The organism is Actinomadura sp. BRA 177 (assembly GCF_013372625.1).
In the GTDB taxonomy this organism is placed as follows: domain Bacteria; phylum Actinomycetota; class Actinomycetes; order Streptosporangiales; family Streptosporangiaceae; genus Spirillospora.
In genome coordinates, this window is sequence record NZ_JABXFD010000191.1 from 1 (window position 1) to 22,332 (window position 22,332).

Here is a 22,332-nt window from a genome sequence, read left to right on the forward strand (position 1 = left end):
ACCCCCCGTAGAACCGGCCCCCGGCCTCTAAAACCCGCCACCAAACCAACTCCCAGCCCCGAAACAAGCCCCCAACCCACGCTCACTCGGGTCCCACCTCGCCCGACCGACACCGACAAGCACCGCCGACGAGCCTGCGCTCGGCCCCCGAAAAGAAAAGTAGGACCCCGGGCCGCGGGGGCTCGGGGTCCTGCTTTGGGCGGTGGGTTATTCGGCGGCGACGGGCTCCTTCTGTTCGGGGAGGCCCTCGCCCTTGATGGAGCGGATCAGGAGCTGGGAGACGTCCACGACTTCCAGGGACTCCTTGGCCGCGCCCTCGTTCTTCTTCTCGTTGATGGCGTCGCCCAGCATGACCAGGCAGAACGGGCAGGCGGTGGAGACGGTGTCGGGGTTGGTCTCCAGGGCCTCGTCGACGCGCTCGGTGTTGATGCGCTTGCCGATGCGCTCTTCCATCCACATCCGGGCGCCGCCGGCGCCGCAGCAGAAGCCGCGGTCCTTGTGCCGGTGCATCTCCTGGGTCTTGACGCCGGGGACGGTCGCCATGATGTCGCGCGGCTGCTTGTAGACCTTGTTGTGGCGGCCCAGGAAGCAGGGGTCGTGGTAGGTGATGTTCTCCTCGATCGGGGCGACCGGGGTGAGCTTGCCCTCCTCGACCAGGTGCGCGAGCAGCTGGGTGTGGTGGACGACCTCGTAGTTCCCGCCGATCTGCGGGTACTCGTTGGCCAGGGTGTTGAAGCAGTGCGGGCAGGTCGCGACGATCTTCTTGACGCCCGCGTCGTTCAGCGTCTCGACGTTCTGCTGGCCGAGCATCTGGAAGACGAACTCCATGCCGAGGCGGCGGGCCGGGTCACCGGTGCACGCCTCCATGGGGCCGAGGACGGCGAACTTGACGCCCGCGATGTGCAGCAGCTCGGCGACGGCCTTGGTGGTCTTCTTGGCCCGGTCCTCCAGGGCGCCGGCGCAGCCGACCCAGAACAGGTACTCGGTGTCCTCGGCGACCTTGTCGTCGACGACGTCGACCTCGAAGTCCAGCTCCTCGATCCATTCGAGGCGCTTCATCTCGGACATGCCCCACGGGTTGCCCTTGTTCTCCAGGTTCTTCAGCATGACGCCGGCCTCGGACGGGAACGAGGACTCGATCATGACCTGGAAGCGGCGCATGTCCAGGATGTGGTCGATGTGCTCGATGTCGACCGGGCACTGCTCGACGCACGCACCGCAGTTGGTGCAGGACCACAGGACGTCGGGGTGGATGACGCCGTCGTCGGCGACGAGCTCCTTGTCCACCTGCATGGCGAGCTTCTGCTCGTCGGTGAACTCGCTACGAGCTTCTTCCGATGCGACCATGTACGGCGCCTTGGCCAGCGCGTGGTCGCGCAGCTCCAGGATGAGCATCTTCGGCGACAGCGGCTTGCCGGTGTTCCAGGCGGGGCACTGGGACTGGCAGCGACCGCACTCGGTGCAGGTCGCCATGTCGAGGAAGCCCTTCCAGGTGAAGTCCTCGATCTTGCCGCGGCCGAAGACGTCCTCGTCGGGGTCGGCCTCCTCGAAGTCCAGCGGCTTGCCGCCGGACATCATCGGCTGCGCGGCGCCCATGCCGTCCGGGCGGCGCTTGAACATGACGTTCAGCGGCGCCAGGAAGATGTGCAGGTGCTTGGAGTGGACGACGAACACCAGGAAGATCAGCGCGACGGCGATGTGCAGCAGCAGGCCGATCGACTCCAGGACCTCCAGCGTGTCCGGGTTCATGCCCTCGAACAGCTGGCCGACCAGGTAGGAGAAGTAGGCGCCCTTGCCGTACGGGAGGTTGCCGGCGGCCCACTCGACACCGCGGAAGAAGAACATCGTCCAGATCACATTGAAGATCAGGAACAGCGTCCACCAGGCGCCGGACAGGTGCGAGCCCTTGAACCGGGACTTGCGGTCCAGCCGCTTCGGCGAGTTCTTGAACCGGATCGCGGTGAACACGATCAGCCCGGCGGTGCACGCCAGCGCGATGGTGTCCTGGACGAACCCGATCGGCCCCCAGGTCTGGAAGCCGGGGATCTTGGCGTCCAGCCCGACCAGCAGCGCGACGGCGGCCTCGATGTAGACCGTCAGCAGCAGGATGAACGCCCACATGACGGCCGCGTGCGACAGGCCGGCGACCGTCCACTTCAGGAGTTTGCGCTGCCCCAGGACCTCGACGGCCTGGCCCTCGACGGCCTTCTTGGGCTCACGCCTGACCTGCAGCGTCCGCTCGGGGTCGGGCTGCCCGCTCGCGCCGATCTTGTACAGGAACAGCACCCGCCGACCGGCGAGCGCCAGCGCGACCGCCGTTCCGGCGAGCCCAATGGCCAATGTGATCCAGAACACTGTTCCGTCCTCCTGGGGTACGGGCGTTGGCAGTCAGCGTAGGGCTCGCGAAAGACTGCTCTTCACCCGGGGCCCGAATACTACTCGGTAGTAGCTTATGCGTCACCTGCCCTGGTCAGACCATTCCCGGCCCCTTTCCAGGCCATCGAGCCGCCGACCGGACGCGTTCCGCCCGTCATACCTTAGAGATTTCGCGCGCCGATGAGTATCGGCGGGTTCCCGAGTCCATAGCACAGGACGGGACACGTCCAGTCCCGTCCCGTCCACCGGAACGGAGGAACCCCGATGCCCTCGATGCCAGACCTCGCGCCCGCCGCCCGGCGCATGGCCGCCCTGCTCGCGAACGTCCCCGACTCTCAGCTCGCCTCCCCCACCCCCTGTGCGGACACCCCCCTCGGTGCGCTCATCGACCACGTCAACGGCCTGGCCCTCGCCTTCACCTGGGCCGCCACGAAGGACTTCCCGGCCGGCGGGTCGCAGCCCCCGTCCAGCGACGCGTCCCGCCTCCCGCAGGACTGGCGCGCCCGCGTCCCCGAGCGGCTCGACGCGCTCGCCGCCGCGTGGCGCTCCCCCGACGCCTGGCAGGGCATGACGAAGGCCGGCGGCATCGACCTGCCCGGCGACCAGGCCGGAAACGTCGCGCTCAACGAACTGGTCGTGCACGGCTGGGACATCGCCCGCGCCACCGGCCAGCCCTACGACGCCGGCAAGGACGAGATCGAGTCCTGCCTCGCCTTCGTCGCCCCGACGGTCGAGCAGAGCGGCGGCCAGGGCGTCCCCGGCCTCTTCGGCCCCGCCGTGGAAACCCCCGCCAACGCTCCCGCCCTAGACCGCCTCATAGCCCTGACCGGCCGCACCCCCTCCTGGACCCCGCCCTCAACCGCCTCATGACTCAGAGGCGTTCGAAGATGGCGGCCAGGCCCTGGCCGCCGCCGATGCACATTGTTTCGAGGCCGTAGCGGGCGTCGCGGCGGTGCATCTCGCGGGCGAGGGTGGCGAGGATGCGGGCGCCGGTCGCGCCGACGGGGTGGCCAAGGGAGATGCCGGAGCCGTGCACGTTGACGCGGTCCCAGTCGGCGTCCTTGAGGTCCCATTCGCGGGCGACGGCGAGGACCTGCGCGGCGAACGCCTCGTTCAGCTCGATCAGGTCCATGTCGGCGAGGGTGAGGCCGGCGGCGGCCAGGGCCTTGGCGGTGGCGGGGACGGGGCCGATGCCCATGGTCTTGGGCGGCACGCCCGCGCGGCCCCACGAGACGAGCCGGACGAGGGGGCGCAGGCCCAGCTCGGCGGCGCGTTCCGGGGTCGTGACGACGCAGACGGCGGCGGCGTCGTTCTGGCCGCTGGCGTTCCCGGCCGTCACCGTGGCCTCGGCGTCCTGCTTGCCGAGGACGGGACGCAGCTTCCCAAGGGTCTCCATCGTGGTGTCGGGGCGCGGGTGCTCGTCGGTGTCGACGACCGTGTCCCCCTTCCGGGCCTTCACGGTCACCGGGACGATCTCCTCCGCGAACACGCCCGACTGCTGCGCGGCAACGGCGCGCTGGTGGGAGCGGACGGCCAGCTCGTCCTGCTCCGCGCGTCCGATGCCGTACTCGCGGCGCAGGTTCTCGGCGGTTTCCAGCATGCCGCCGGGCACCGGGTAGTTGGCGCCGCCGGCGGTGACGCGGCCCTGCGCCAGCGCGTCGTGCAGTTCGAGGGAGGGGCCGCGGACGCCCCAGCGCGCCTTCGTCGTGTAGAACGGCGCGCTGCTCATGCTCTCCGCGCCGCCCGCGATGATCACGTCGCTGACGCCGGTCTGGATCTGCATGGCCGCGTCCAGGACGGCCTGCAGCCCGGACCCGCAGCGCCGGTCGATCTGCGCGCCGCCGACGGAGATGGGCAGCCCGGCGTCCAGCGCGGCGACGCGTCCGATCGCGGGGGCGTCGGCGGTGGGGTAGCAGTGGCCGAGGATCACCTCGTCGACCGCGTCGCCGGGCAGGCCGGTCCGCTCGACCAGCGCGCGGATGGCGGTGGCGGCGAGCTCGACGGGCGGGACGGTCTTCAGCGTCCCGCCGAACCGGCCGATCGGGGTACGCAGCGGCTCGCAGATCACCGCGTCGCGCATGGTGGGCTCCTCAGGCCCGGGTAGCGGGCACTTCGCAGGTTACGGCCCCGCCTCGCGAGCCCGCCGCCCGGTTCTCCATCCGCCGATGGCCGTGCCGTCCGGCAGCCCTGGTCCCTGCGGCTAGGGGCCGTGGGGGTTGAATGCGTGGGGAGCGGACGAGCGAGGAGGCGACGGTGGAGCAGTGGGCGCGGCAGGCGACGACGGTCCGGGTGATCGGCACGGGGGCGATGGGACGGGGGATCGCGCAGCTCGCCGCGGCGGGCGGGCTGACCGTGGAGTTGGCCGACATCCGGATGGAGGCCGTGGTCGCCGCGACCGAGTACATCGGCGGCATGTTCGACAAGCTGGTGAGCAAGGGGCGGATGACCGCGGAGGACGCGGAGGCCGCCAAGGGACGGCTCCGGCCGGTCGGTGAGCCGCTGACCCCGTTCCAGGACTGCGATCTGGTGGTCGAGGCCGTCCGGGAGGACATCGAGAGCAAGCGGGAACTGTTCACGTCCCTGGAGAAGGTGTGTCCGAAGCACACGATCCTGGTGACCAACACCAGTTCGCTGCAGGTGACGGCGATCGCGGCCGCTTTGGAGGATCCGTCCAGGGTGGCGGGGCTTCATTTCTTCAATCCGGTGCCGTTGATGCGTCTCGTAGAGGTGATTCCGGGGGCGCGTACGGCGGAGTGGGTTCCGAGCGCCCTTTCCGACTTGGTGAGGCGTCTCGGCCATGAACCGGTGGTCGCGCCGGACGCGCCTGGGTTCCTCGTCAACCACGCTGGGCGCGGACTGGTGACGGAGGCCCTGCAAATCCTCTCCGAAGGGGTCGCTGAGCCCGTCGACATCGACCGCATCGCGCGGGACGTCCTGGGGCTCAAGATGGGGCCTTGCGAACTGCTCGACCTCACCGGGATGGACGTGTCGCACCCCGTCATGGAGTCGATCTGGACGGGGTTCTACACGGAGCCGCGGTTCCGTCCGTCCAGGATCGGACGGGCGCGCCTTGAGGCCGGCCTGTACGGACGCAAGACGGGCGAGGGCTTCTACAAGTATGTGGACGACGCCAAGCAAGAGCCACCGGAGGTCACCGTCCCGCCGGTGGAGCCGCGCCCAGTGTGGGTGCACGGCGACGTCCGTGAAGCATTGGGCGCGCTGCTCTCGACGTCCGGTGTCGAGGTCGAGTCGGGGGACGAGCCGTCCGACCAGGCCGTCGTACTAGTCGCCCCCTTCGGGCAGAGCACTGTCGCCGCCGCCGAGAGCCTTCCCCTAGACCGCACCTTGGGCGTTGACCCGTTCGGTGGGTTCTTCACCCGCCTGACCGTGATGGTGCACCCGGGCTTGGACAAGGACGCAGGCCGCGCCGGTCTCGCCGCCCTCTCCGCTACCGGACGCGACGTGAGCATCGTCCGCGACGCCCCGGCCCCCGTGGCCCAGCGGCTCCTCGCCTCGATCGTGAACGTGGGCTGCGGCATCGCCGAGCAGCGTCTCGCCCGTCCGCAGGACATCGACACCGCCGTCCGCCTAGGGCTCGGCTACCCGCGCGGCCCGCTGGAGTGGGGCGAACACGAGGGCGCCAACCGCATCCTCCAAATCCTGCGCGGCCTACACGAAACCACGGGCGACCCCCGCTACCGTCCCAGCACCTGGCTGACCGAACGCGCGATGCTGGGCCTCCCCCTCACCGAAACCGGCACCATCCCCACCGACCTCACGTCCTGACGGGTTCGGGGGTGCTGTCGGGGACGGGACGGCGCCGAGCACGTCCGGACGGCGGCGACCGCCTCGGCAGGCGCGTCCTCGGCCTGCCGAGCGCGATGCCCCCCGCCCGGACGCCGGGCGGGGGGCATCGCAGGGGGAGGCGGCTTTCGCCAAGGGATAACGGCAGCGCTCACCCGCCCCCGGCCCGGAAGGTCAGAAGGGCAGTTCCGCGGGCGGCTTCGGCTTCGCGTCGGTCCAGCCCGACGAGCGGACGGCCACGTAGTTGATGATGAAGCCCGGCTTCATCTCCGCGTACGGTCCCCCGGGCTTGGTCAGCTGGTCCTGGACGGACAGCAGCGCGCCCGTCCGCTCATCGAAGACGATCACCTGGCGGTGCCCGTAGGTCCCCCGCTCGGCCTTCGGCCCGCCGTACTCGCCGGTGATCGTCGCGGTGCGCTCGCCGGAGGCCAGCGCCACGCCCTGGCGGCCCAGCGGGTCGGCGGTGCGGCCGATCGCGTCGATGCCCGGCTGCGCGGCCAGTGCGCGCATCAGGCCCGCCCGCACCTTCGGCGAGACCGGGGTGCCGCCGAGGATCGACGACGCGCGCCAGATCTGGGCGGAAGCCGACTGCGAGGCGAGCACCTTGCGCGCGGACTTCTCCGGGAGACCCATCCCCGGACGCGTCTCCGCCTCGTTCAGGAACATCTTCGCGAGCTTGCCCGGGTCGGTCGGCAGGTTCTGCCACTCCGCGGCCGGCTTGCCCAGGAACTCACCGCCGCCGTCCGGGTCGATGCCGACCTCCGGGCCGTCCGACCGCCACTGCGTCGCCTTGGCCGTGTAGGTGTAGTAGTGGTCGTTCGACCAGACCCGGAAGCTGGACGGGGAACCGGCCTTCTTCCACGCCGCCTCGTCCTGCGCGGTGAGCGGCCTGGCGGGCAGGTCGCGGCCGTAGTACGCCTCGCCGGTCCCCTTTTTCAGGCCGGTCCAGCTGAACGACTCGCTCGCCGCGCCGACGATCGCGTACGTGCCGGTCTTCGCCCGGATGATGTACGACTGCCCGTCCAGGCGGTCGGTGTACCAGTACTTGCCGGTCGGCGTGAGCTCGACCTTGGCCGCCGCCGCGAGTACCGCGTCCCTGGGCATCTCGACGCCGGCCGGCGACTCCGGCGAACCCGGTGTCCCCTGGCCCGTGACGGCGATGGCGACGGCTGCCGCCGCACCCGCCGCGACGAGGCCCGCGCCCAGCCCGAACCATCGTCGCCCCACCCGGACGCGGCCCGACATCTCCTCCTCTAGCTTCCCGAACGCCTTCGCGGACGCCTCGGGCGAAGGGGCCGGAGGCGTGCCCAGCAGCACCCGCACCTTGTTCAGCTCGTCGATCTCTTTCATGCCGTCGCCTCCTCCGCGATCAGGGCCGGATGGTTTCCGCCGAGCGCCTCCCGCAGGCGCCGGCGGGCACGGTTCAGGCGGGACCCGACCGTGCCCGTCTTGATGCCGAGTGCCTGCCCGACCTCCTCATAGGTCAGGTCGGCCAGCGCCACCAGCAGCAGGACGTCCCGGTCCCCGCGCGGCAGCCGGGCCAGCGCGTCGGCCAGGTCCTGTCCCGCGCCGCCGGCGGTGACGCGCGCCGCGACGAGGTCCTCGTGCCCGTCCTGGACGGAGTCGGCGGGCGTGCGCGCCAGCGCCCGGTACCGGCGTCCCTCCGCACGCCGGTGCGTCCCGATCAGCCGGGTCGCGATGCCGTACAGCCAGGGACGGACCGACCCGCGCGCCGGGTCGAACCGGCCGCGCTTGCGGAACGCGGCCAGGAAGACCTCGGCGGCGATGTCGTCCGCGGCGTCCGAGCCGAGCCGCCGCGCCACGTATCCGTGGATCGCGGCGAAGTGCCGATGGAAGATCTCCGCGAACGCGGCGGGCTCGCGCCGCGACCGGACGATCGCCTCCGCATCGGAGGCGTCCCCACCGGAATCCGGTGGGCGGTGATGGGCCATGGGGTGATCCTCGCTGTGCGGGAACTCGGTCACCCGGTTCTCAGCCGAACTCCCGATCCCCCTTCACGCCCCCGCGCCACCGCAGGCCGCGCCCTCCGTCCGGACACCCGGATGTCCGGACGGAGGGCGCCCGCCCTGGTCAGAAGGGCGGTTTCGCGGGCGGCTTCGGCTTGGCGTCCGTCCAGCCCGAGTCCCGGACGAGCCAGTAGTTGATCACGAAGCCGGGCGCACGGGTCCGGTACGCGCCGCCGGGCCTGGTCAGCACGGTCCGGCTGCCCAGCAGCCCACCCGTCCCCGGGTCGAAGATGATCTCCTCCCGGGAGTCGAAGTCGCCCTGCTCGCCGGCGGGCGCGCCGTACTCGCCGCCGACGCGGGCGGTGCCGTTGTCGGCGGCCAGCGCCACGCCCCTGCGCCCCAGCTCATCGACCACGGATCCGATCGCCCGGACCCCCGGCTGCGCGGCGAGGGCCCGCATCAGCCCGGCCCGGACGGCCGGGGAGAGGGGGGCCTCCATCATCAGGTCCTCGACCCGCAGGACCTTGTCACGCGGCGTCATCGGCGGCGGGGTGCGCGGCTTGACGCCGCGCTCGCGAAGTGCCGCGCGCTTCTCCGGCGACATCGGGCTCAACGCCGGCTTGAAGAACATCGCGGCCAGCGCCTGCGGGTCGGTCGGCAGGTCCTGGAGCTGGTGGGCGGTCTTGCCGTCCAGCCAGCGGCCCCCGCCCGCCGGGTCCGGGTCGTCCACCCTCCATTCCGTGGTCTTCCGGGTGTAGGTGCTGTAGTGGTCGTTCGACCACACCCTGAACTTCGCCGGCGAGCCGGCACGTTTCCACGCCGCCTCGTCCTGCTCCGTCAGCGGCCTGGCGGCAAGGAAGCGCCCGTAAAACGCCTCTCCGCCGCCCTTCTTCGCGGCGGCCCACCGGAACGTCTCGCTGTGCGCGCCGACGATCGCGTAGCTCCCGGTCTTCGGCCGCATCATGTAGGACTGGCCCTGGATCTGGTCGGTGTACCAGTACGCGCCGGTCGGCAGCAGCTCCGCCTTCGCCGCGGCCGCCAGCACGGCCTGCTTGTTCAGGTCCACGCGTGCCGGCGCGTCCTCCGGCGAGCCCGGAGCGGTGACCGCGACGGCGGCGGCCACCGCGGCGCCCGCCGCAACCACCCCGACGCCCAGGCGGAGCTGCCACCCGAACCGGACGCGCCTTGCGCGGCGGCGTCCCGAGCATCGCGGCGCGGGCCTCGGTCATCTCCCGCAGCGTCGGCGGCTCCGGCTCCCCGTACGCCTCGCGGATCGTCCGCAGCTCATCCATGGTCGTCCTCCCTTTCGTGCATCGGGTTCGTGCCGCCGAGTGCCTCGCGCACCTTCTTCCTGGCCCGGCTCAGCCGCGACCCGACCGTCCCGTAGGGGACGTCCAGGGCCGCCGCGACCTCCTCGTGGGTGAGGTCGGCGAGCGCGACGAGGAGCAGCACGTCGCGCTCGCCGTCCGGCAGCGCGGCGATCGCGCCGGCCAGCCGTCCGCGCAGGCCTTGCGCGCTGACCCGGGCGTCCACCCGGTCGGCGTGCCCGCCCTCGTCCCGGACAGGACCGAGCCGCGCGCGGGCCCGCAGCCCGCGCACCTCGCTGCGCCGGTGCCTGCCGATGACGTTGGTCGCGATGCCGTACAGCCACGTCCGCACGTTGGCCCGTGCCGGGTCGAAGCGGTCGCGGTGGCGGAACGCCTCCAGGAACGTCTGGGAGGCGATGTCGGACGCGGCGTCCGGGCCGAGCCGCTTGGCGGCGTACCCGTGGATCTCGGCGAAGTGGGCGTCGAACACCTCACCGAACCGTTCGGGGTCGTGCAGGGACGGCCGCGGCGCGGCCGGACCGGGATCGGCCCGACCCGGCCGCGCCGCGGCGAGGGGGTTCCCCGTCATGTGGTGCCTTTCCGTCGCACGGATGGCGGTCGCAGACGTATCACCCGAACCCCGTCACCACTTTCACTCCAGCCGACCCACCGGACGCGCCAGGCGCTGCCCCGCAACGAACGGCCCGCCCCTTGCCCGGGAGCGGGGCCGCCCAGTCGTCCACCACAGCGCCTGGCCCCTGCGGTCAACGACCTCGGCGCCGAGCACCAGCCGGGCGGGCCGAGCCTCCCCCGGCAGCGCGCCACACTCGGGGGTGCCGAGGTCCACGATGCTCCGCGCGGCGAGGACCGGGACGCCCGCAGCCTCGCCCACATCGAGCCGCCCGACGCCGAGCTCGTACGTCAGCGCGGAGTCGGCCGTGCCGACCGTCCCGACGCCGCCCTCGCTGCCCCTTGCGGAACGAGCGGGGCTTGCACCTCGCCCGTCCGGAAGGTTGATCGACTTCGCGGAAACGCATACGCCCGCGATACGACCCACCGTCTTCAATGCAGCCATGGACCAGAGCGCATCGTCGTCAGCCCCCCATACACGCAGGATCGTGCTGGCCGGCCTGGCGATCCTCGGCGCGGCGATCGCCGCGTTCGGACCGGTCGGCATGGTGCTGAGGATGTTGTCCCTGCCGATGCGCAGCCCGGATTGGCACGTGTGGGTCGGTACGTTCAACGGCGTCGCGCTCATCGCGGTGGCCGCATTCCCGCTGGCCGCACTGCTGGTGTGGGCTCTGGCTCGCCGTCGCAGTGCCGCCGGCGCCACGTCGGCGTGGCGGAGGTCGCTGGCCGAGGTCGGCATCGTCTACGGGACGGTGCCGTGGGTCTGGATGATCCTGCTGCCGGGGGACGAGGGCGGCGCCGTCGTGAGCCTGGTGCCGCTGCGCGACCTGGTCACGATGGACACGGGCCAGGTCGTCGGCAACCTGCTGGTCTTCGCCGCCCTCGGATTCTTCACCCCGCTGCGCTTCACGGCGCTGGCGTCGGTACCGCGAATCCTGGCGCTCGGCGCAGCTTGCTCCGCCCTGGTCGAGACCGCGCAGTACGTCCTGCAACTGAGCCGGGTGTCCTCCGTGGACGACGTCCTCCTCAACGCCACCGGCGCCGCCCTAGCCGCCCTGGCCTCCCGCCCCTGGTGGCACACAACCCGCTGACCCGCCCGCCGCCCAACGTGATCGAAGGCTGATCAGCGAATGGCCAAGCCCCCACCCTTGATCCGGGACGTCAGCACACGCCACGCGGACGGCGAGACCACCAGCACAGGCCCATCCGGATCCACCGAATCACGGACGCCTACGACACCGGGAACGTTGAGCGCCACCTCTACACACGAACTATTACCTCCCCCCGAGTGGCTACTGATCCGCCACTCGGCGACGGATGGGCTAGACGTCATCGTTCTTGATCCGGGACGTCAGCACACGCCACGCGGACGGCGAGACCACCAGCACAGGCCCATCCGGATCCACCGAATCACGAATCCTCACGACACCGGGAACGTTGAGCGCCACCTCTACACACGTGCTGTTGCCGCCCCCCGAGTGGCTGCTGATCCGCCACTCGGCGACGGATGGGCTAGACGTCATCGTTCTTGATCCGGGACGTCAGCACACGCCACGCGGACGGCGAGACCACCAGCACAGGCCCATCCGGATCCACCGAATCACGAACCCCCACAACACCGGGAACGTTGAGCGCCACCTCTACACACGTGTTGTTACCTGCCCCTGAGTGGCTACTGATCCGCCACTGGGCTTCGGCGGGGAACCTAAGCATCGACATGGACTTGGAACTCCTCACAGACGGCGGCGATGATCGCTACCGAATCCTCTTGGGACAGGGCCGCGTCGGCGATGCGGTCCAGCACCGAGTTGCAGCGCCGTACTTGCGCGATGTCCTCGATGTACATACTTCCCCCCATAGTTTCCACGTGTGCGGTGTCGAGTTCCAGGGGCGACGAGAACTCAAAAACGTCCACTGAGCCTTCGCCGAGGCCGGGCCGGTACCCGTGTGCCATGGGAACGATGCGGATGGCCACCGACGGTTGTTCCGCCGCCTCTATCAGCGTCATGAGCTGGCTCGTCATCACCGCCGGCCCGCCGACCGGACGGCGGAGGATCTCCTCTGCCAGGAGGATGTCGAGTTCGGGCGCGTCGGAACGGGCAAACCGGGCACGCCTCGCTATCCGGGCCTGTAACCGGCGATCGATCTCGGCCTTGTCGTCCAGAAATTCGCCTGCGATCAGGACACGAGCGTATTCAGGGGTCTGGAGCAGACCAGGGACAGCTTCCGTTTGCCATGTCCGGATGCGGTCGGCCGCGTCCTCCAACTCGGCATAGCCGCCGGCGAGGACGTCGCCGAAGGCGGCCCACCAGCCTCGGGTACGAATGTCGCGGGTGAGTTGGAGTAGCGCTGCCCGGGTCGCGTAGTCGGTGCCGTAGACGTCCAATATGCGCTCGACGTCGGCCACGGTGGGCCTGCCCTTGGCCGTCTCGATGCGGACGAGCTTCGGGCGGCTCCAGCCCAGAAGCCCGGATGTGGCCTCGGGCGTCAGCCGAGCCTCCTCCCGGAGACGTCGAAGCTCCGCCGCCAGGCGACGGTGGCGAGCGGTGGGCCCGTGGTCGATCGGCATGGGCGCCAGTCTCCCAGCGATGACCAAGAGTGCGCAGTCAAATACCGAACGGAATCTTCGACAAGTAGTAGCGCCCTGTACTTGTCCATGTCATCCTTCCCGTGTCGAACTGACTCCGCAGCGTCACTTGACGCAGGTGAAGGTTCGTCGCGTGGCCGTCGACGCTCTACCCCCAGGTGCGGACGGCGGTTGCGTCGTCGGTGCGGGATCGTGCCGGCGGGGCGTTGCGCGGCGGGGGCTCACCCCCGGGCTCCCGGCGCGTGGCGTTACAAGAGCGAGTCGCGTCCCTGCGGGCTCGTAGATATAGGGCGGCCCCGGGACAGGTGCTGGAACACCGTTACGCCCGGGGCCTCAATCGGAGTGAGGTCCGATCTATGCGCAACCTAGCTGATTGCTCCGCGACGAGTTGGGTCTACCTCGACCCAGACCAGATCCGGCGCGACCTGGAGGCCGCGTTCCCCGGCGTCCGAGCGTGGTTCGGCGAGTACACGGGGCACTGGTGGGCGCTGGTGAACGACCGGCTGGTGGAGGCGGACACCCCTCGGCAGCTCGCCGGCAAGGTTCGCGAGGCCCTCGGACGGGAGGCGCGGCCCCGTCCGACCGCTCCCTCCCGGCCCCGGAAAACGTCGCGGCCCTCGCACGTGCGGCCGAAGCGGCGGCGGCGCGTTCTGGTCGGGGGCTGGCGGTGAAGGCGCGGGTGCCGCAGATGTACGCCTGGGACGTCGAGGACGGGCAGGCCGGCGTGACCGATGACATGGACGCCGCGATCACCAACGTCGATCTCGCTCTTCGCGGGGCGGCCACGGGTGTGTGCGGTGCGATCCGGGTCGTCACCGTGTCCATGTACGGCAACAGCGAGTACATCGACCTCGGGGTCGTCGGCAAGGCGCGGCGGGACGAGGGCGGGGTCGTGTGGACGAGGCGGTGCGTCCTCCTGGCGAGGGATGGCCACGAGGGTGTTCTCCTCCGTCCGGGCGAACTCTGAGCCGATGGGGCCGATGCCGGGAACCGGAATAGGGTGCTCAATCGTCCTGTTGTAGAGGTCGTCAGCAAAGTTGAGTCGGGTCGGCTCAAGTCATTTGACAAGGGGACGCGATCCGGGCAACCTTGCGGAGAGAAGACGAGACCGGCCGCGCCCTGGGGGCGACCGGGGCTGCGATAACACCGGAACGACGGAGGACGAGAACATGGCACGTGCGGTCGGCATCGACCTCGGGACGACCAACTCGGTCGTCGCGATCCTGGAGGGCGGCGAGCCCACCGTCATCGCGAACGCGGAGGGGTCGCGGACCACGCCGTCCGTCGTCGCCTTCGCCAAGAACGGCGAGGTTCTCGTCGGCGAGGTCGCCAAGCGCCAGGCGGTCACCAACGTGGACCGCACCATCCGGTCGGTCAAGCGCGAGATGGGCACCGACTGGAAGACCAAGATCGACGACAAGGACTTCAACCCGCAGCAGATGAGCGCGTTCGTGCTGCAGAAGCTGAAGCGGGACGCGGAGTCCTACCTGGGCGAGACCGTGACCGACGCGGTCATCACGGTGCCCGCCTACTTCTCCGACCACCAGCGGCAGGCCACCAAGGAGGCCGGCCAGATCGCGGGCCTGAACGTCCTGCGAATCATCAACGAGCCGACCTCGGCGGCGCTGGCCTACCACCTGGAGAAGGAGAACGAGGCCACCATCCTGGTCTTCGACCTCGGTGGCGGTACGTTCGACGTCTCCCTGCTGGAGGTCGGCGACGGCGTGGTCGAGGTGAAGGCCACCAGCGGTGACAACCACCTGGGCGGCGACGACTGGGACCAGAAGGTCGTCGACTGGCTGGTCGAGAAGTTCAAGAGCGCCAACGGCGTCGACCTGTCCAAGGACAAGATGGCGCTGCAGCGGCTGCGCGAGGCGGCGGAGAAGGCGAAGATCGAGCTGTCCGGTTCGTCCGAGACGCAGATCAACCTGCCGTACATCACGGCGTCCGCCGAGGGCCCGCTGCACCTGGACGAGAAGCTCACCCGGGGTGAGTTCCAGCGGATGACCTCCGACCTGCTCGACCGGACCAAGGCGCCGTTCCAGTCGGTGCTGAAGGACGCCGGCATCGGCGTGGACAAGATCGACCAGGTCGTGCTGGTCGGTGGTTCGACCCGGATGCCCGCCGTGTCCGACCTGGTGAAGGAGCTGACCGGCGGCAAGGAGCCGAACAAGGGCGTCAACCCGGACGAGGTCGTCGCGATCGGCGCCAGCCTGCAGGCCGGCGTGCTCAAGGGCGAGGTCAAGGACGTCCTGCTGCTGGACGTGACCCCGCTGAGCCTCGGCATCGAGACCAAGGGCGGCATCTTCACCAAGATCATCGAGCGGAACACCACGATCCCGACCAAGCGGTCGGAGACGTTCACCACCGCCGACGACAACCAGCCGTCCGTGGAGATCCAGGTCTACCAGGGCGAGCGCGAGATCGCCGCGTACAACAAGAAGCTCGGCACCTTCCAGCTCACCGGTCTGCCGCCGGCGCCGCGCGGCGTCCCGCAGATCGAGGTCACCTTCGACATCGACGCGAACGGCATCGTGAACGTCAGCGCGAAGGACCAGGGCACCGGACGCGAGCAGTCGATGGTCATCACCGGAGGCAGCGCGCTGCCGAAGGAGGACATCGAGAAGATGATGCGCGACGCCGAGGACTACGCCGAGGAGGACCGCAAGCGCAAGGAGGAGGCCGACGTTCGCAACCAGGCCGACACCCTCGCGTACTCGACCGAGAAGTTCCTGCGGGAGAACGACGAGAAGGTCCCCGCGGAGCTGAAGACCGAGGTGGGCGACGCGGTCGCCGAGGTGAAGAAGGCCCTGGAGGGCACCGACGTCGACGCCATCAAGGGCTCGGCGGAGAAGCTCGCGCAGGTCTCCCAGAAGATGGGCGCGGCGATGTACGCGCAGCAGCCCGAGGGCGGCCAGCCCGGCGGCGCCGAGGACCACGGCCCGACGGCCGACGCGCAGGGGCCGCAGGACGACGAGGTCGTCGACGCGGAGATCGTGGACGAGGACAAGCCGAAGGGTGATGCATCGTGACGTCCTCTCCCAGTGAGGGCGAGGAGAAGGAGGGCCCGGTGATCCGCGACAAGCGGCGCATCGATCCCGAAACGGGGGAAGTCCGGGTGCCGGCGGCGGAGTCGCCGGCCCCGGAGGCCCCGGCCGACGGGGGCGCCGGCAAGACGGCCAAGACCGACAAGACCGACGAGGAGGTCTCCGCGCTGCAGGAGCAGCTGGCGGAGCGCATCGCCGATCTGCAGCGGCTGAAGGCCGAGTACGACAACTACCGCAGGCGCGTCGAGCGCGACCGGGTCGCGGTCCGCGAGCAGGCCCTCGGGCAGGTGCTGTCCGAACTGCTCCCGGTACTGGACGACATCGGCCGCGCCCGTGACCACGACGAGCTCACCGGCGGGTTCAAGTCCGTCGCGGAGAGCCTGGAGGCGGTCACCGGCAAGCTCGGCCTGGTGCGGTACGGGGAGAAGGGCGAGCCCTTCGACCCGAACGTGCACGAGGCGCTCATGCACTCGCTCTCGGCGGACGTGACCGAGACGAGCGTGGTGGACGTCCTGCAGCCCGGCTACCGGATCGGCGAGCGCATCCTGCGGGCGGCGCGCGTCGCGGTGGCCGACCCCGACCCGGACGCCGGCGAGGACAAGCCCGCCGACGAGCCGGCCGACGACGGCGAGTGAGCCCCATGGGCCCGTCCCTCACGGGGGCGGGCCCGATCGGGGGCGTGCAGACATGTGGCAAGTGGCGATAGCAGAAGGCGGGGCGCCGTGAGCACCAAGGACTACCTGGAGAAGGACTACTACAAGGTCCTCGGTGTCGCGAAGACGGCCTCGCAGGAGGAGATCAAGAAGTCCTACCGGAAGCTGGCGCGCAAGTACCACCCGGACGCCAACAAGGGCGACGCCGACGCCGAGGACCGCTTCAAGGAGGTCTCGGAAGCCTACGACGTGCTGTCCGACGAGAAGCGCCGCAAGGAGTACGACAGCGTCCGGTCGATGCCGGGCGGGTTCCGCGGCCAGCAGGGCGGCGGCGGCTTCGGGTTCGACCTCGGCGACCTGTTCGGCCAGGGCGGCACCGGGACGCAGACGGGCGGCACCGGCGAGCGCATCGGCGACCTGTTCGGCGGGCTGTTCGGCCGGGGCGGCGGCGGGGGCACCCGCACGGCGGGGACGCGGCGCGCCCGGCGCGGCGCGGACGTGGAGACCGAGGTGACGCTGTCGTTCGGCCGCGCGATGAACGGCGTGACCGTGCCGATCAAGCTGACCAGCGAGGCGGCCTGCGACAGCTGCCGCGGGACGGGCGCGAAGGCCGGCACGGTGCCGCGGGTGTGCCCGAACTGCGAGGGCACCGGGCACGAGACCCGCAACCTCGGCAACTTCGGCTTCCAGGAGCCGTGCAAGGAGTGCCGCGGCCGGGGCCTCGTCGTCGACGACCCGTGCCCGACCTGCCACGGCAGCGGCCGCGCGACCGGCACCCGGACGATCCAGGCCCGCATCCCGGCGGGCGTCGCCGACGGCCAGAAGATCAGGCTGAAGGCCAAGGGCGCGCCCGGCGAGAACGGCGGCCCGTCCGGCGACCTGTACGTGAACATCAAGGTCCGGCCGCACGCGGTGTTCGGACGCAGCGCCGACAACCTCACGCTGACGATCCCGGTGACGTTCCCCGAGGCGGCGCTCGGCGCCGAGATCCGGGTGCCGACGTTCCAGGGGCAGCCCGTCACGCTGAAGCTGCCGGAGGGCACGCCCAACGGCCGCACGTTCCGGGTGAAGGGCCGCGGCGCGACCCGGCGCGACGGGACGAAGGGCGACCTGCTCGTCACCGTGGACGTGCACATCCCGCAGAAGCTTGACGAGCAGTCCCGCGAGGCGCTGGCCAAGCTCCGCGAGACGGGCGGCGGCGAGGACCTGCGCGCCGACATCATCCAGCAGGCCAGGCAGGAGTGAGGTCATGGACCCGTTCGGCGATGACACTCCGGTCTACGTGATCTCGGTGGCGGCGCAGCTGTCCGGCCTGCATCCGCAGACGCTGCGGACTTACGACCGGATGGGCCTGGTGTCCCCGGGCCGGACGGCGGGCCGGGGGCGCCGCTACTCGATGCGCGACATCGTGATGCTGCGCGAGATCCAGCGGCTCTCCCAGGAGGAGGGCATCAACCTGTCCGGCATCAAGCACATCCTGGAGCTGCAGCGCGACAACGTGCGGCTCCGCGAGGAGCTCGGCAAGGCGCACGCGGCGCTGGAGGAGCTCGCCAACGAACTCGAGTCGACCCGCGCGGTCGCGGCGCGGCTGGCGCAGCAGCGGCGGCACGGCGACCCGACCGGCACGCCGGGCGCCGACCTGGTGCCGATCAGGCACACCAGCGTCGTCGTCTGGCACGAACGCAACACCGACTGACCGCAACTCTGATTAAGCACAGCACATTCACGGGGACGGGACATGGACTACAAGCTGACGCAGAAGAGCCAGGAGGCGGTGTCGGTCGCGGTCCGCAGGGCGGCGGCCGAGGGGCACCCCGAGGTCGAGCCGGAGCATCTGCTGGTCGCGCTGATCGCGCTGCCGGACGGGACGGCGGTGCCGCTGCTGGAGGCGGTCGGCGCCGACTGGCAGGCGATCCGGCGGCGGGCCGAGGAGCAGCTCGCCGCGAAGCCGAAGGCGCAGGGGTCGACGGTGTCGTCCCCGCGGCTGGCCGCGCAGCTCCAGCGGTCGATCAACACGGCGGCGAACCGGGCGCAGCAGCTGGAGGACGAGTACGTCTCGACCGAGCACCTGCTGGTCGGCCTCGCGGCGGACGGCGGCCCGGCGGCGGGCCTGCTGAAGGAGTTCGGCGCGACGCCGCAGGCGCTGCTGGACGCGTTCGAGAAGGTGCGCGGCCACGCCCGCGTCACCAGCGAGAACCCGGAGGGCACCTACCAGTCGCTGGAGAAGTACGGCGTCGACCTGACGGCGGCGGCCCGCGACGGCCGGCTCGACCCGGTCATCGGCCGCGACTCGGAGATCCGCCGGGTCGTCCAGGTGCTGTCGCGCCGGACGAAGAACAACCCGGTGCTGATCGGTGAGCCCGGCGTCGGGAAGACGGCCGTGGTGGAGGGGCTGGCGCAGCGCATCATCGCGGGCGACGTGCCCGAGTCGCTGCGCGGCAAGAAGCTCGTCTCGCTGGACCTCGGCGCGATGGTCGCGGGCGCGAAGTACCGCGGCGAGTTCGAGGAGCGGCTCAAGGCCGTCCTGAACGAGATCAAGCAGAGCGAGGGGCAGATCGTCACGTTCATCGACGAGCTGCACACCGTCGTCGGGGCGGGCGCGGCCGAGGGCGCGATGGACGCCGGCAACATGCTGAAACCGATGCTGGCGCGCGGCGAGCTGCGCATGATCGGCGCGACGACGCTGGACGAGTACCGCGAGCGCATCGAGAAGGACGCCGCGCTGGAGCGCCGCTTCCAGCAGGTGTTCGTCGGCGAGCCCACGGTGGAGGACTCGATCGCGATCCTGCGCGGGCTGAAGGGCCGCTACGAGGCGCACCACAAGGTGCAGATCAACGACTCGGCGCTGGTCGCGGCGGCGACGCTGTCGGACCGCTACATCACCTCCCGGTACCTGCCGGACAAGGCGATCGACCTGGTGGACGAGGCGGCGTCCCGGCTGCGGATGGAGATCGACTCCCGTCCGGTGGAGATCGACGAGCTGCAGCGCTCGGTGGACCGGCTGAAGATGGAGGAGCTGAACCTCGCCAAGGAGACCGACGAGGCGTCCCGGCAGCGGCTCGACCGGCTGCGCCGCGACCTCGCCGACAGGCAGGAGCACCTGACCGGCCTCGTCGCCCGCTGGGACAAGGAGAAGGCGAGCCTGAACCGGGTCGGCGAGGTCAAGGAGCGGATCGACCAGCTGCGCGGCGAGGCGGAGCGCGCCCAGCGCGACGGCGACCTGGAGACGTCGGCGCGGCTCACCTACGGCGAGATCCCGGCGCTGGAGAAGCAGCTGGAGGAGGCGTCGGAGGCGGCCGAGAACCGCGACGCGATGGTCAAGGAGGAGGTCGGCCCGGACGACGTCGCCGACGTGGTCGCGTCCTGGACGGGCATCCCGGCGGGCCGGCTGCTGGAGGGCGAGACGTCGAAGCTGCTCCGCATGGAGGACGAGCTGGGCCACCGCCTCATCGGGCAGGAGGCGGCCGTCCGCACGGTGTCGGACGCGGTGCGCCGTGCCCGCGCGGGCATCTCCGACCCGGACCGTCCGACCGGCTCGTTCCTGTTCCTCGGCCCGACCGGCGTCGGCAAGACCGAGCTGGCGAAGGCGCTCGCGGAGTTCCTGTTCGACGACGAGCGGGCGATGACCCGCATCGACATGAGCGAGTACTCCGAGAAGCACTCCGTCGCCCGGCTGGTCGGCGCGCCGCCCGGATACGTCGGCTACGAGGAGGGCGGGCAGCTGACGGAGGCCGTCCGGCGGCGCCCGTACTCGGCGGTCCTGCTGGACGAGGTGGAGAAGGCGCACCCCGAGGTGTTCGACATCCTGCTCCAGGTGCTGGACGACGGCCGGCTGACGGACGGGCAGGGCCGGACGGTCGACTTCCGCAACACGATCCTGATCCTGACGTCCAACATCGGGTCGCAGTTCCTCGTGGACCCGACGCTGGAGAACGGGGCGAAGCGGGAGGCGGTGTGGAACGCCGTCCGGAACTCGTTCAAGCCGGAGTTCCTGAACCGCCTCGACGACGTGATCCTGTTCGACGCGCTGTCGACCAGCGAGCTGACCCGGATCGTGGACCTGCAGGTCGACAAGCTGGCCGAGCGGCTCGCCGACCGGCAGCTGACGCTGAACGTCACGCCCGCGGCGCGCGAGTGGCTGGCGCTGACCGGCTACGACCCGCTGTACGGGGCGCGGCCGCTGCGCCGCCTCGTGCAGACGGCGATCGGCGACCAGCTCGCCCGCGAGCTGCTCTCCGGGGAGGTCCGCGACGGCGACGAGGTCGTGGTCGAGCTGGACGAGGCCGCCGACAAGCTGACGGTCGAGCCGAAGAGCGGGCTGTCCCTCACGAAGTGACCGGGGTCCGGCGGGCCGGCGCGCGATGCGCCGGCCCGTCGCGTTCTCCCAGCGTGTCGGCCTGCCGCGGGCGGGCGGGGAGCCTTCACGGTCTCTTCGAGGATTATTAAAGTTTCTTTATGGAAACTCCCACTAGCGTCCCACGGCATTGCGGTGCACCGAAATCCGGCCGCCGCAGGACGATCGTTGGGAGAAGTCTTCATGCGCAGGTCCGTCGCCTACCCCCTCGCCGCCGTGGCGGCCGTCGCGGCGCCGGTGCTCGTCGCCGTCCCCGCATCGGCGCACGGCTACGTCTCCGCACCGCCGAGCCGGCAGGCGCTGTGCGCGACGGGCGCCGTCCCCGACTGCGGCCCCATCAAGTTCGAGCCGCAGAGCGTCGAGGGTCCGAAGGGGCTGAAGAGCTGCGACGGCGGCCTCAGCCAGTTCTCCGTCCTGTCCGACGAGAGCCGCGACTGGCCGGCGGAGTCCGTCGGCACGACCGTCCCGTTCCGGTGGGTGTTCACGGCGCGGCACCGCACGTCCAACTGGGAGTACTTCGTGGACGGCACCAAGGTCGCCACGGTCGACGGCGGCAACCAGCAGCCGGACGCGGTCGTGACCCACAACATCGACCTCAGCAAGTTCCAGGGCCGGCACACCGTCCTCGCGGTGTGGAACATCGGGGACACGCCGAACGCGTTCTACAGCTGCATCGACCTGAACATCGGCGGAGGCGGTGGCGGCGGGGGCTCGCAGCCGGCGCCCACCACCGAGCCCGCACCGGACCCGGCCCCGACGACGCAGGCTCCGAGCGCGCCGGCGACGCCGCCCAGCAGCCGTCCGCCGGCGCAGCCCGACCAGCCCGCGACCGGCGGCACCTGGAAGGCGGGCACGGCGTACAAGACGGGCGACGTGGTGAGCTTCAACGGCACCCAGTTCCGCTGCCGCCAGGGGCACACGGCGCTGCCGGGCTGGGAGCCGTCGCAGTTCACGCTGGCCCTGTGGCTGCCGCTGTGAGCGCCAGGCGCCGCGCGATCCTGCTGGTCGCGCTCGCCACGGCCCTCCCGCTGACGGCCTGCAACAGCGAACCGGCGAAGACGAAGGCGGCGAGCGCCGAATCCAGCGCCCCGGCGTCCGGCTACAACGACCAGGACGTCATCTACCTGCAGATGATGGTCACCCATCACAAGCAGGGGCTGGAGATGGCGAGCCTGGCCGCCGACCGCGCCGAGCGCAAGCAGGTGCGGACGCTGGCCGCGGCGGTCAAGGCGACGGAGTCCGAAGAGCTGAAGCTCATGACGTCCTGGCTGAAGAAGTGGTCGAAGCCGACCACGTCCGACGCGGCCTCGAACGCGCACGCGCATCACGGTGCCGCGCCCGCGACCGGCGCCAAGGAGATCAAGGCGCTGCGGACGACGAAGGGCGCCGCGTTCGAGCCCGCCTTCCTCAACCTGTTCATCGGCCACCAGGGCAGCGCGGTGGAGATGGCGCGGACGGAGCAGAGCAAGGGCGCCAGCCCCGACGCGAAGGCGTTCGCCAAGCGCGTCGTGGACTCCCGGACGGCCGAGATCCAGCAGATGCTGAAGTTGCTCAACAGCTGACGCGGCACGGCCCGTCCACCCCCCGCTGTGGACGGGCCGTCCGCC

General features: G+C 70.8%; 22 protein-coding genes and 1 pseudogene. 12 read left to right on the top strand and 11 right to left on the bottom strand.

Features of this window, described 5'->3' with window-relative positions:
• Positions 1–207: 207 nt before the first annotated feature.
• Positions 208–2,355, bottom strand: coding sequence for a (Fe-S)-binding protein (locus tag HUX53_RS06520; protein WP_176402257.1), 2,148 nt, complete (start codon positions 2,353–2,355; stop codon positions 208–210).
• Positions 2,356–2,640: 285 nt separating this feature from the next.
• On the opposite strand from HUX53_RS06520, the gene HUX53_RS06525 reads away from it, so the two are divergent.
• Complete coding sequence (locus tag HUX53_RS06525; RefSeq protein WP_217919150.1) at positions 2,641–3,246, top strand: TIGR03086 family metal-binding protein; 606 nt, start codon at positions 2,641–2,643, stop codon at positions 3,244–3,246.
• A 1-nt stretch (position 3,247) separates the two neighbouring features.
• Here the strand turns inward: HUX53_RS06525 and HUX53_RS06530 are convergent, their stop codons facing one another.
• Positions 3,248–4,456, bottom strand: coding sequence for an acetyl-CoA C-acetyltransferase (locus HUX53_RS06530; protein ID WP_176402258.1), 1,209 nt, complete (start codon positions 4,454–4,456; stop codon positions 3,248–3,250).
• A 140-nt stretch (positions 4,457–4,596) separates the two neighbouring features.
• On the opposite strand from HUX53_RS06530, the gene HUX53_RS06535 reads away from it, so the two are divergent.
• Complete coding sequence (locus HUX53_RS06535; RefSeq protein WP_176402259.1) at positions 4,597–6,162, top strand: 3-hydroxyacyl-CoA dehydrogenase; 1,566 nt, start codon at positions 4,597–4,599, stop codon at positions 6,160–6,162.
• Positions 6,163–6,354: 192 nt separating this feature from the next.
• Here HUX53_RS06535 and HUX53_RS06540 read toward each other — a convergent pair whose 3' ends face one another.
• The 5 genes and pseudogenes from HUX53_RS06540 to HUX53_RS06560 all read right to left on the bottom strand — a co-directional run bounded on the left by HUX53_RS06540 (position 6,355) and on the right by HUX53_RS06560 (position 10,529).
• Positions 6,355–7,530, bottom strand: a complete 1,176-nt coding sequence (locus tag HUX53_RS06540; protein WP_176402260.1) for a hypothetical protein — start codon at positions 7,528–7,530, stop codon at positions 6,355–6,357.
• On the bottom strand, positions 7,527–8,132 hold the full coding sequence (locus tag HUX53_RS06545; protein ID WP_176402261.1) for an RNA polymerase sigma factor: 606 nt from the start codon (positions 8,130–8,132) through the stop codon (positions 7,527–7,529). The genes HUX53_RS06540 and HUX53_RS06545 overlap by 4 nt, the downstream gene beginning before the upstream one ends.
• A 139-nt stretch (positions 8,133–8,271) precedes the next feature.
• Positions 8,272–9,333: pseudogene (locus HUX53_RS06550) on the bottom strand (CU044_5270 family protein); the annotation flags it as partial.
• 98 nt (positions 9,334–9,431) lie between these two features.
• The gene (locus HUX53_RS06555) at positions 9,432–10,043 is read right to left on the bottom strand and encodes an RNA polymerase sigma factor (protein WP_176402262.1); all 612 of its coding nucleotides are present in this window, start codon (positions 10,041–10,043) and stop codon (positions 9,432–9,434) included.
• 63 nt (positions 10,044–10,106) lie between these two features.
• Positions 10,107–10,529, bottom strand: coding sequence for a hypothetical protein (locus HUX53_RS06560; protein WP_176402263.1), 423 nt, complete (start codon positions 10,527–10,529; stop codon positions 10,107–10,109).
• Positions 10,530–10,572: 43 nt separating this feature from the next.
• Between HUX53_RS06560 and HUX53_RS06565 the strand changes: the two genes are divergently transcribed.
• The gene (locus HUX53_RS06565) at positions 10,573–11,175 is read left to right on the top strand and encodes a VanZ family protein (protein ID WP_217919151.1); all 603 of its coding nucleotides are present in this window, start codon (positions 10,573–10,575) and stop codon (positions 11,173–11,175) included.
• Positions 11,176–11,207: 32 nt separating this feature from the next.
• Here HUX53_RS06565 and HUX53_RS06570 read toward each other — a convergent pair whose 3' ends face one another.
• Genes HUX53_RS06570 through HUX53_RS06585 form a run of 4 tightly spaced genes read right to left on the bottom strand, consistent with a single transcriptional unit; the run spans position 11,208 to position 12,653 of the window.
• Positions 11,208–11,417, bottom strand: coding sequence for a DUF397 domain-containing protein (locus tag HUX53_RS06570; RefSeq protein WP_176402265.1), 210 nt, complete (start codon positions 11,415–11,417; stop codon positions 11,208–11,210).
• Complete coding sequence (locus HUX53_RS06575) at positions 11,407–11,607, bottom strand: DUF397 domain-containing protein (protein ID WP_176402266.1); 201 nt, start codon at positions 11,605–11,607, stop codon at positions 11,407–11,409. The genes HUX53_RS06570 and HUX53_RS06575 overlap by 11 nt, the downstream gene beginning before the upstream one ends.
• Positions 11,597–11,803, bottom strand: a complete 207-nt coding sequence (locus HUX53_RS06580; RefSeq protein WP_217919152.1) for a DUF397 domain-containing protein — start codon at positions 11,801–11,803, stop codon at positions 11,597–11,599. Before HUX53_RS06580 ends, HUX53_RS06575 begins: the two co-directional genes overlap by 11 nt.
• A complete protein-coding gene (locus HUX53_RS06585) occupies positions 11,790–12,653 on the bottom strand; it encodes a helix-turn-helix transcriptional regulator (RefSeq protein WP_176402267.1) in 864 nt (287 codons plus the stop codon). The genes HUX53_RS06580 and HUX53_RS06585 overlap by 14 nt, the downstream gene beginning before the upstream one ends.
• 374 nt (positions 12,654–13,027) lie before the next feature.
• Here HUX53_RS06585 and HUX53_RS06590 point away from each other — a divergent pair, with 374 nt between their 5' ends.
• The 9 genes from HUX53_RS06590 (at position 13,028) to HUX53_RS06630 (ending at position 22,287) form a co-directional block, all read left to right on the top strand.
• Positions 13,028–13,342 carry a hypothetical protein gene (locus HUX53_RS06590; RefSeq protein ID WP_176402268.1) on the top strand — a complete coding sequence of 105 codons (315 nt, stop codon included), beginning with the start codon at positions 13,028–13,030 and terminating at the stop codon, positions 13,340–13,342.
• Positions 13,339–13,638 carry a hypothetical protein gene (locus tag HUX53_RS06595; RefSeq protein WP_176402269.1) on the top strand — a complete coding sequence of 100 codons (300 nt, stop codon included), beginning with the start codon at positions 13,339–13,341 and terminating at the stop codon, positions 13,636–13,638. Before HUX53_RS06590 ends, HUX53_RS06595 begins: the two co-directional genes overlap by 4 nt.
• Before the next feature lie 202 nt (positions 13,639–13,840).
• Positions 13,841–15,703 (top strand): molecular chaperone DnaK, encoded by a 1,863-nt coding sequence (gene dnaK / locus HUX53_RS06600; protein WP_176402270.1) that lies wholly within the window; start codon positions 13,841–13,843, stop codon positions 15,701–15,703.
• On the top strand, positions 15,697–16,353 hold the full coding sequence (gene grpE / locus HUX53_RS06605) for a nucleotide exchange factor GrpE (protein ID WP_176402286.1): 657 nt from the start codon (positions 15,697–15,699) through the stop codon (positions 16,351–16,353). Before dnaK ends, grpE begins: the two co-directional genes overlap by 7 nt.
• 87 nt (positions 16,354–16,440) lie before the next feature.
• On the top strand, positions 16,441–17,616 hold the full coding sequence (gene dnaJ, locus HUX53_RS06610) for a molecular chaperone DnaJ (protein WP_176402271.1): 1,176 nt from the start codon (positions 16,441–16,443) through the stop codon (positions 17,614–17,616).
• Between the two features lie 4 nt (positions 17,617–17,620).
• Positions 17,621–18,067: a heat shock protein transcriptional repressor HspR gene (locus HUX53_RS06615; RefSeq protein ID WP_176402272.1), complete on the top strand. Its 447-nt coding sequence runs from the start codon at positions 17,621–17,623 to the stop codon at positions 18,065–18,067.
• A 42-nt stretch (positions 18,068–18,109) separates the two neighbouring features.
• Complete coding sequence (clpB, locus tag HUX53_RS06620; RefSeq protein WP_176402273.1) at positions 18,110–20,707, top strand: ATP-dependent chaperone ClpB; 2,598 nt, start codon at positions 18,110–18,112, stop codon at positions 20,705–20,707.
• Between the two features lie 201 nt (positions 20,708–20,908).
• Positions 20,909–21,703: a lytic polysaccharide monooxygenase gene (locus HUX53_RS06625; RefSeq protein ID WP_176402274.1), complete on the top strand. Its 795-nt coding sequence runs from the start codon at positions 20,909–20,911 to the stop codon at positions 21,701–21,703.
• Positions 21,688–22,287, top strand: coding sequence for a DUF305 domain-containing protein (locus HUX53_RS06630; protein ID WP_217919153.1), 600 nt, complete (start codon positions 21,688–21,690; stop codon positions 22,285–22,287). Before HUX53_RS06625 ends, HUX53_RS06630 begins: the two co-directional genes overlap by 16 nt.
• Positions 22,288–22,332: the final 45 nt, after the last annotated feature.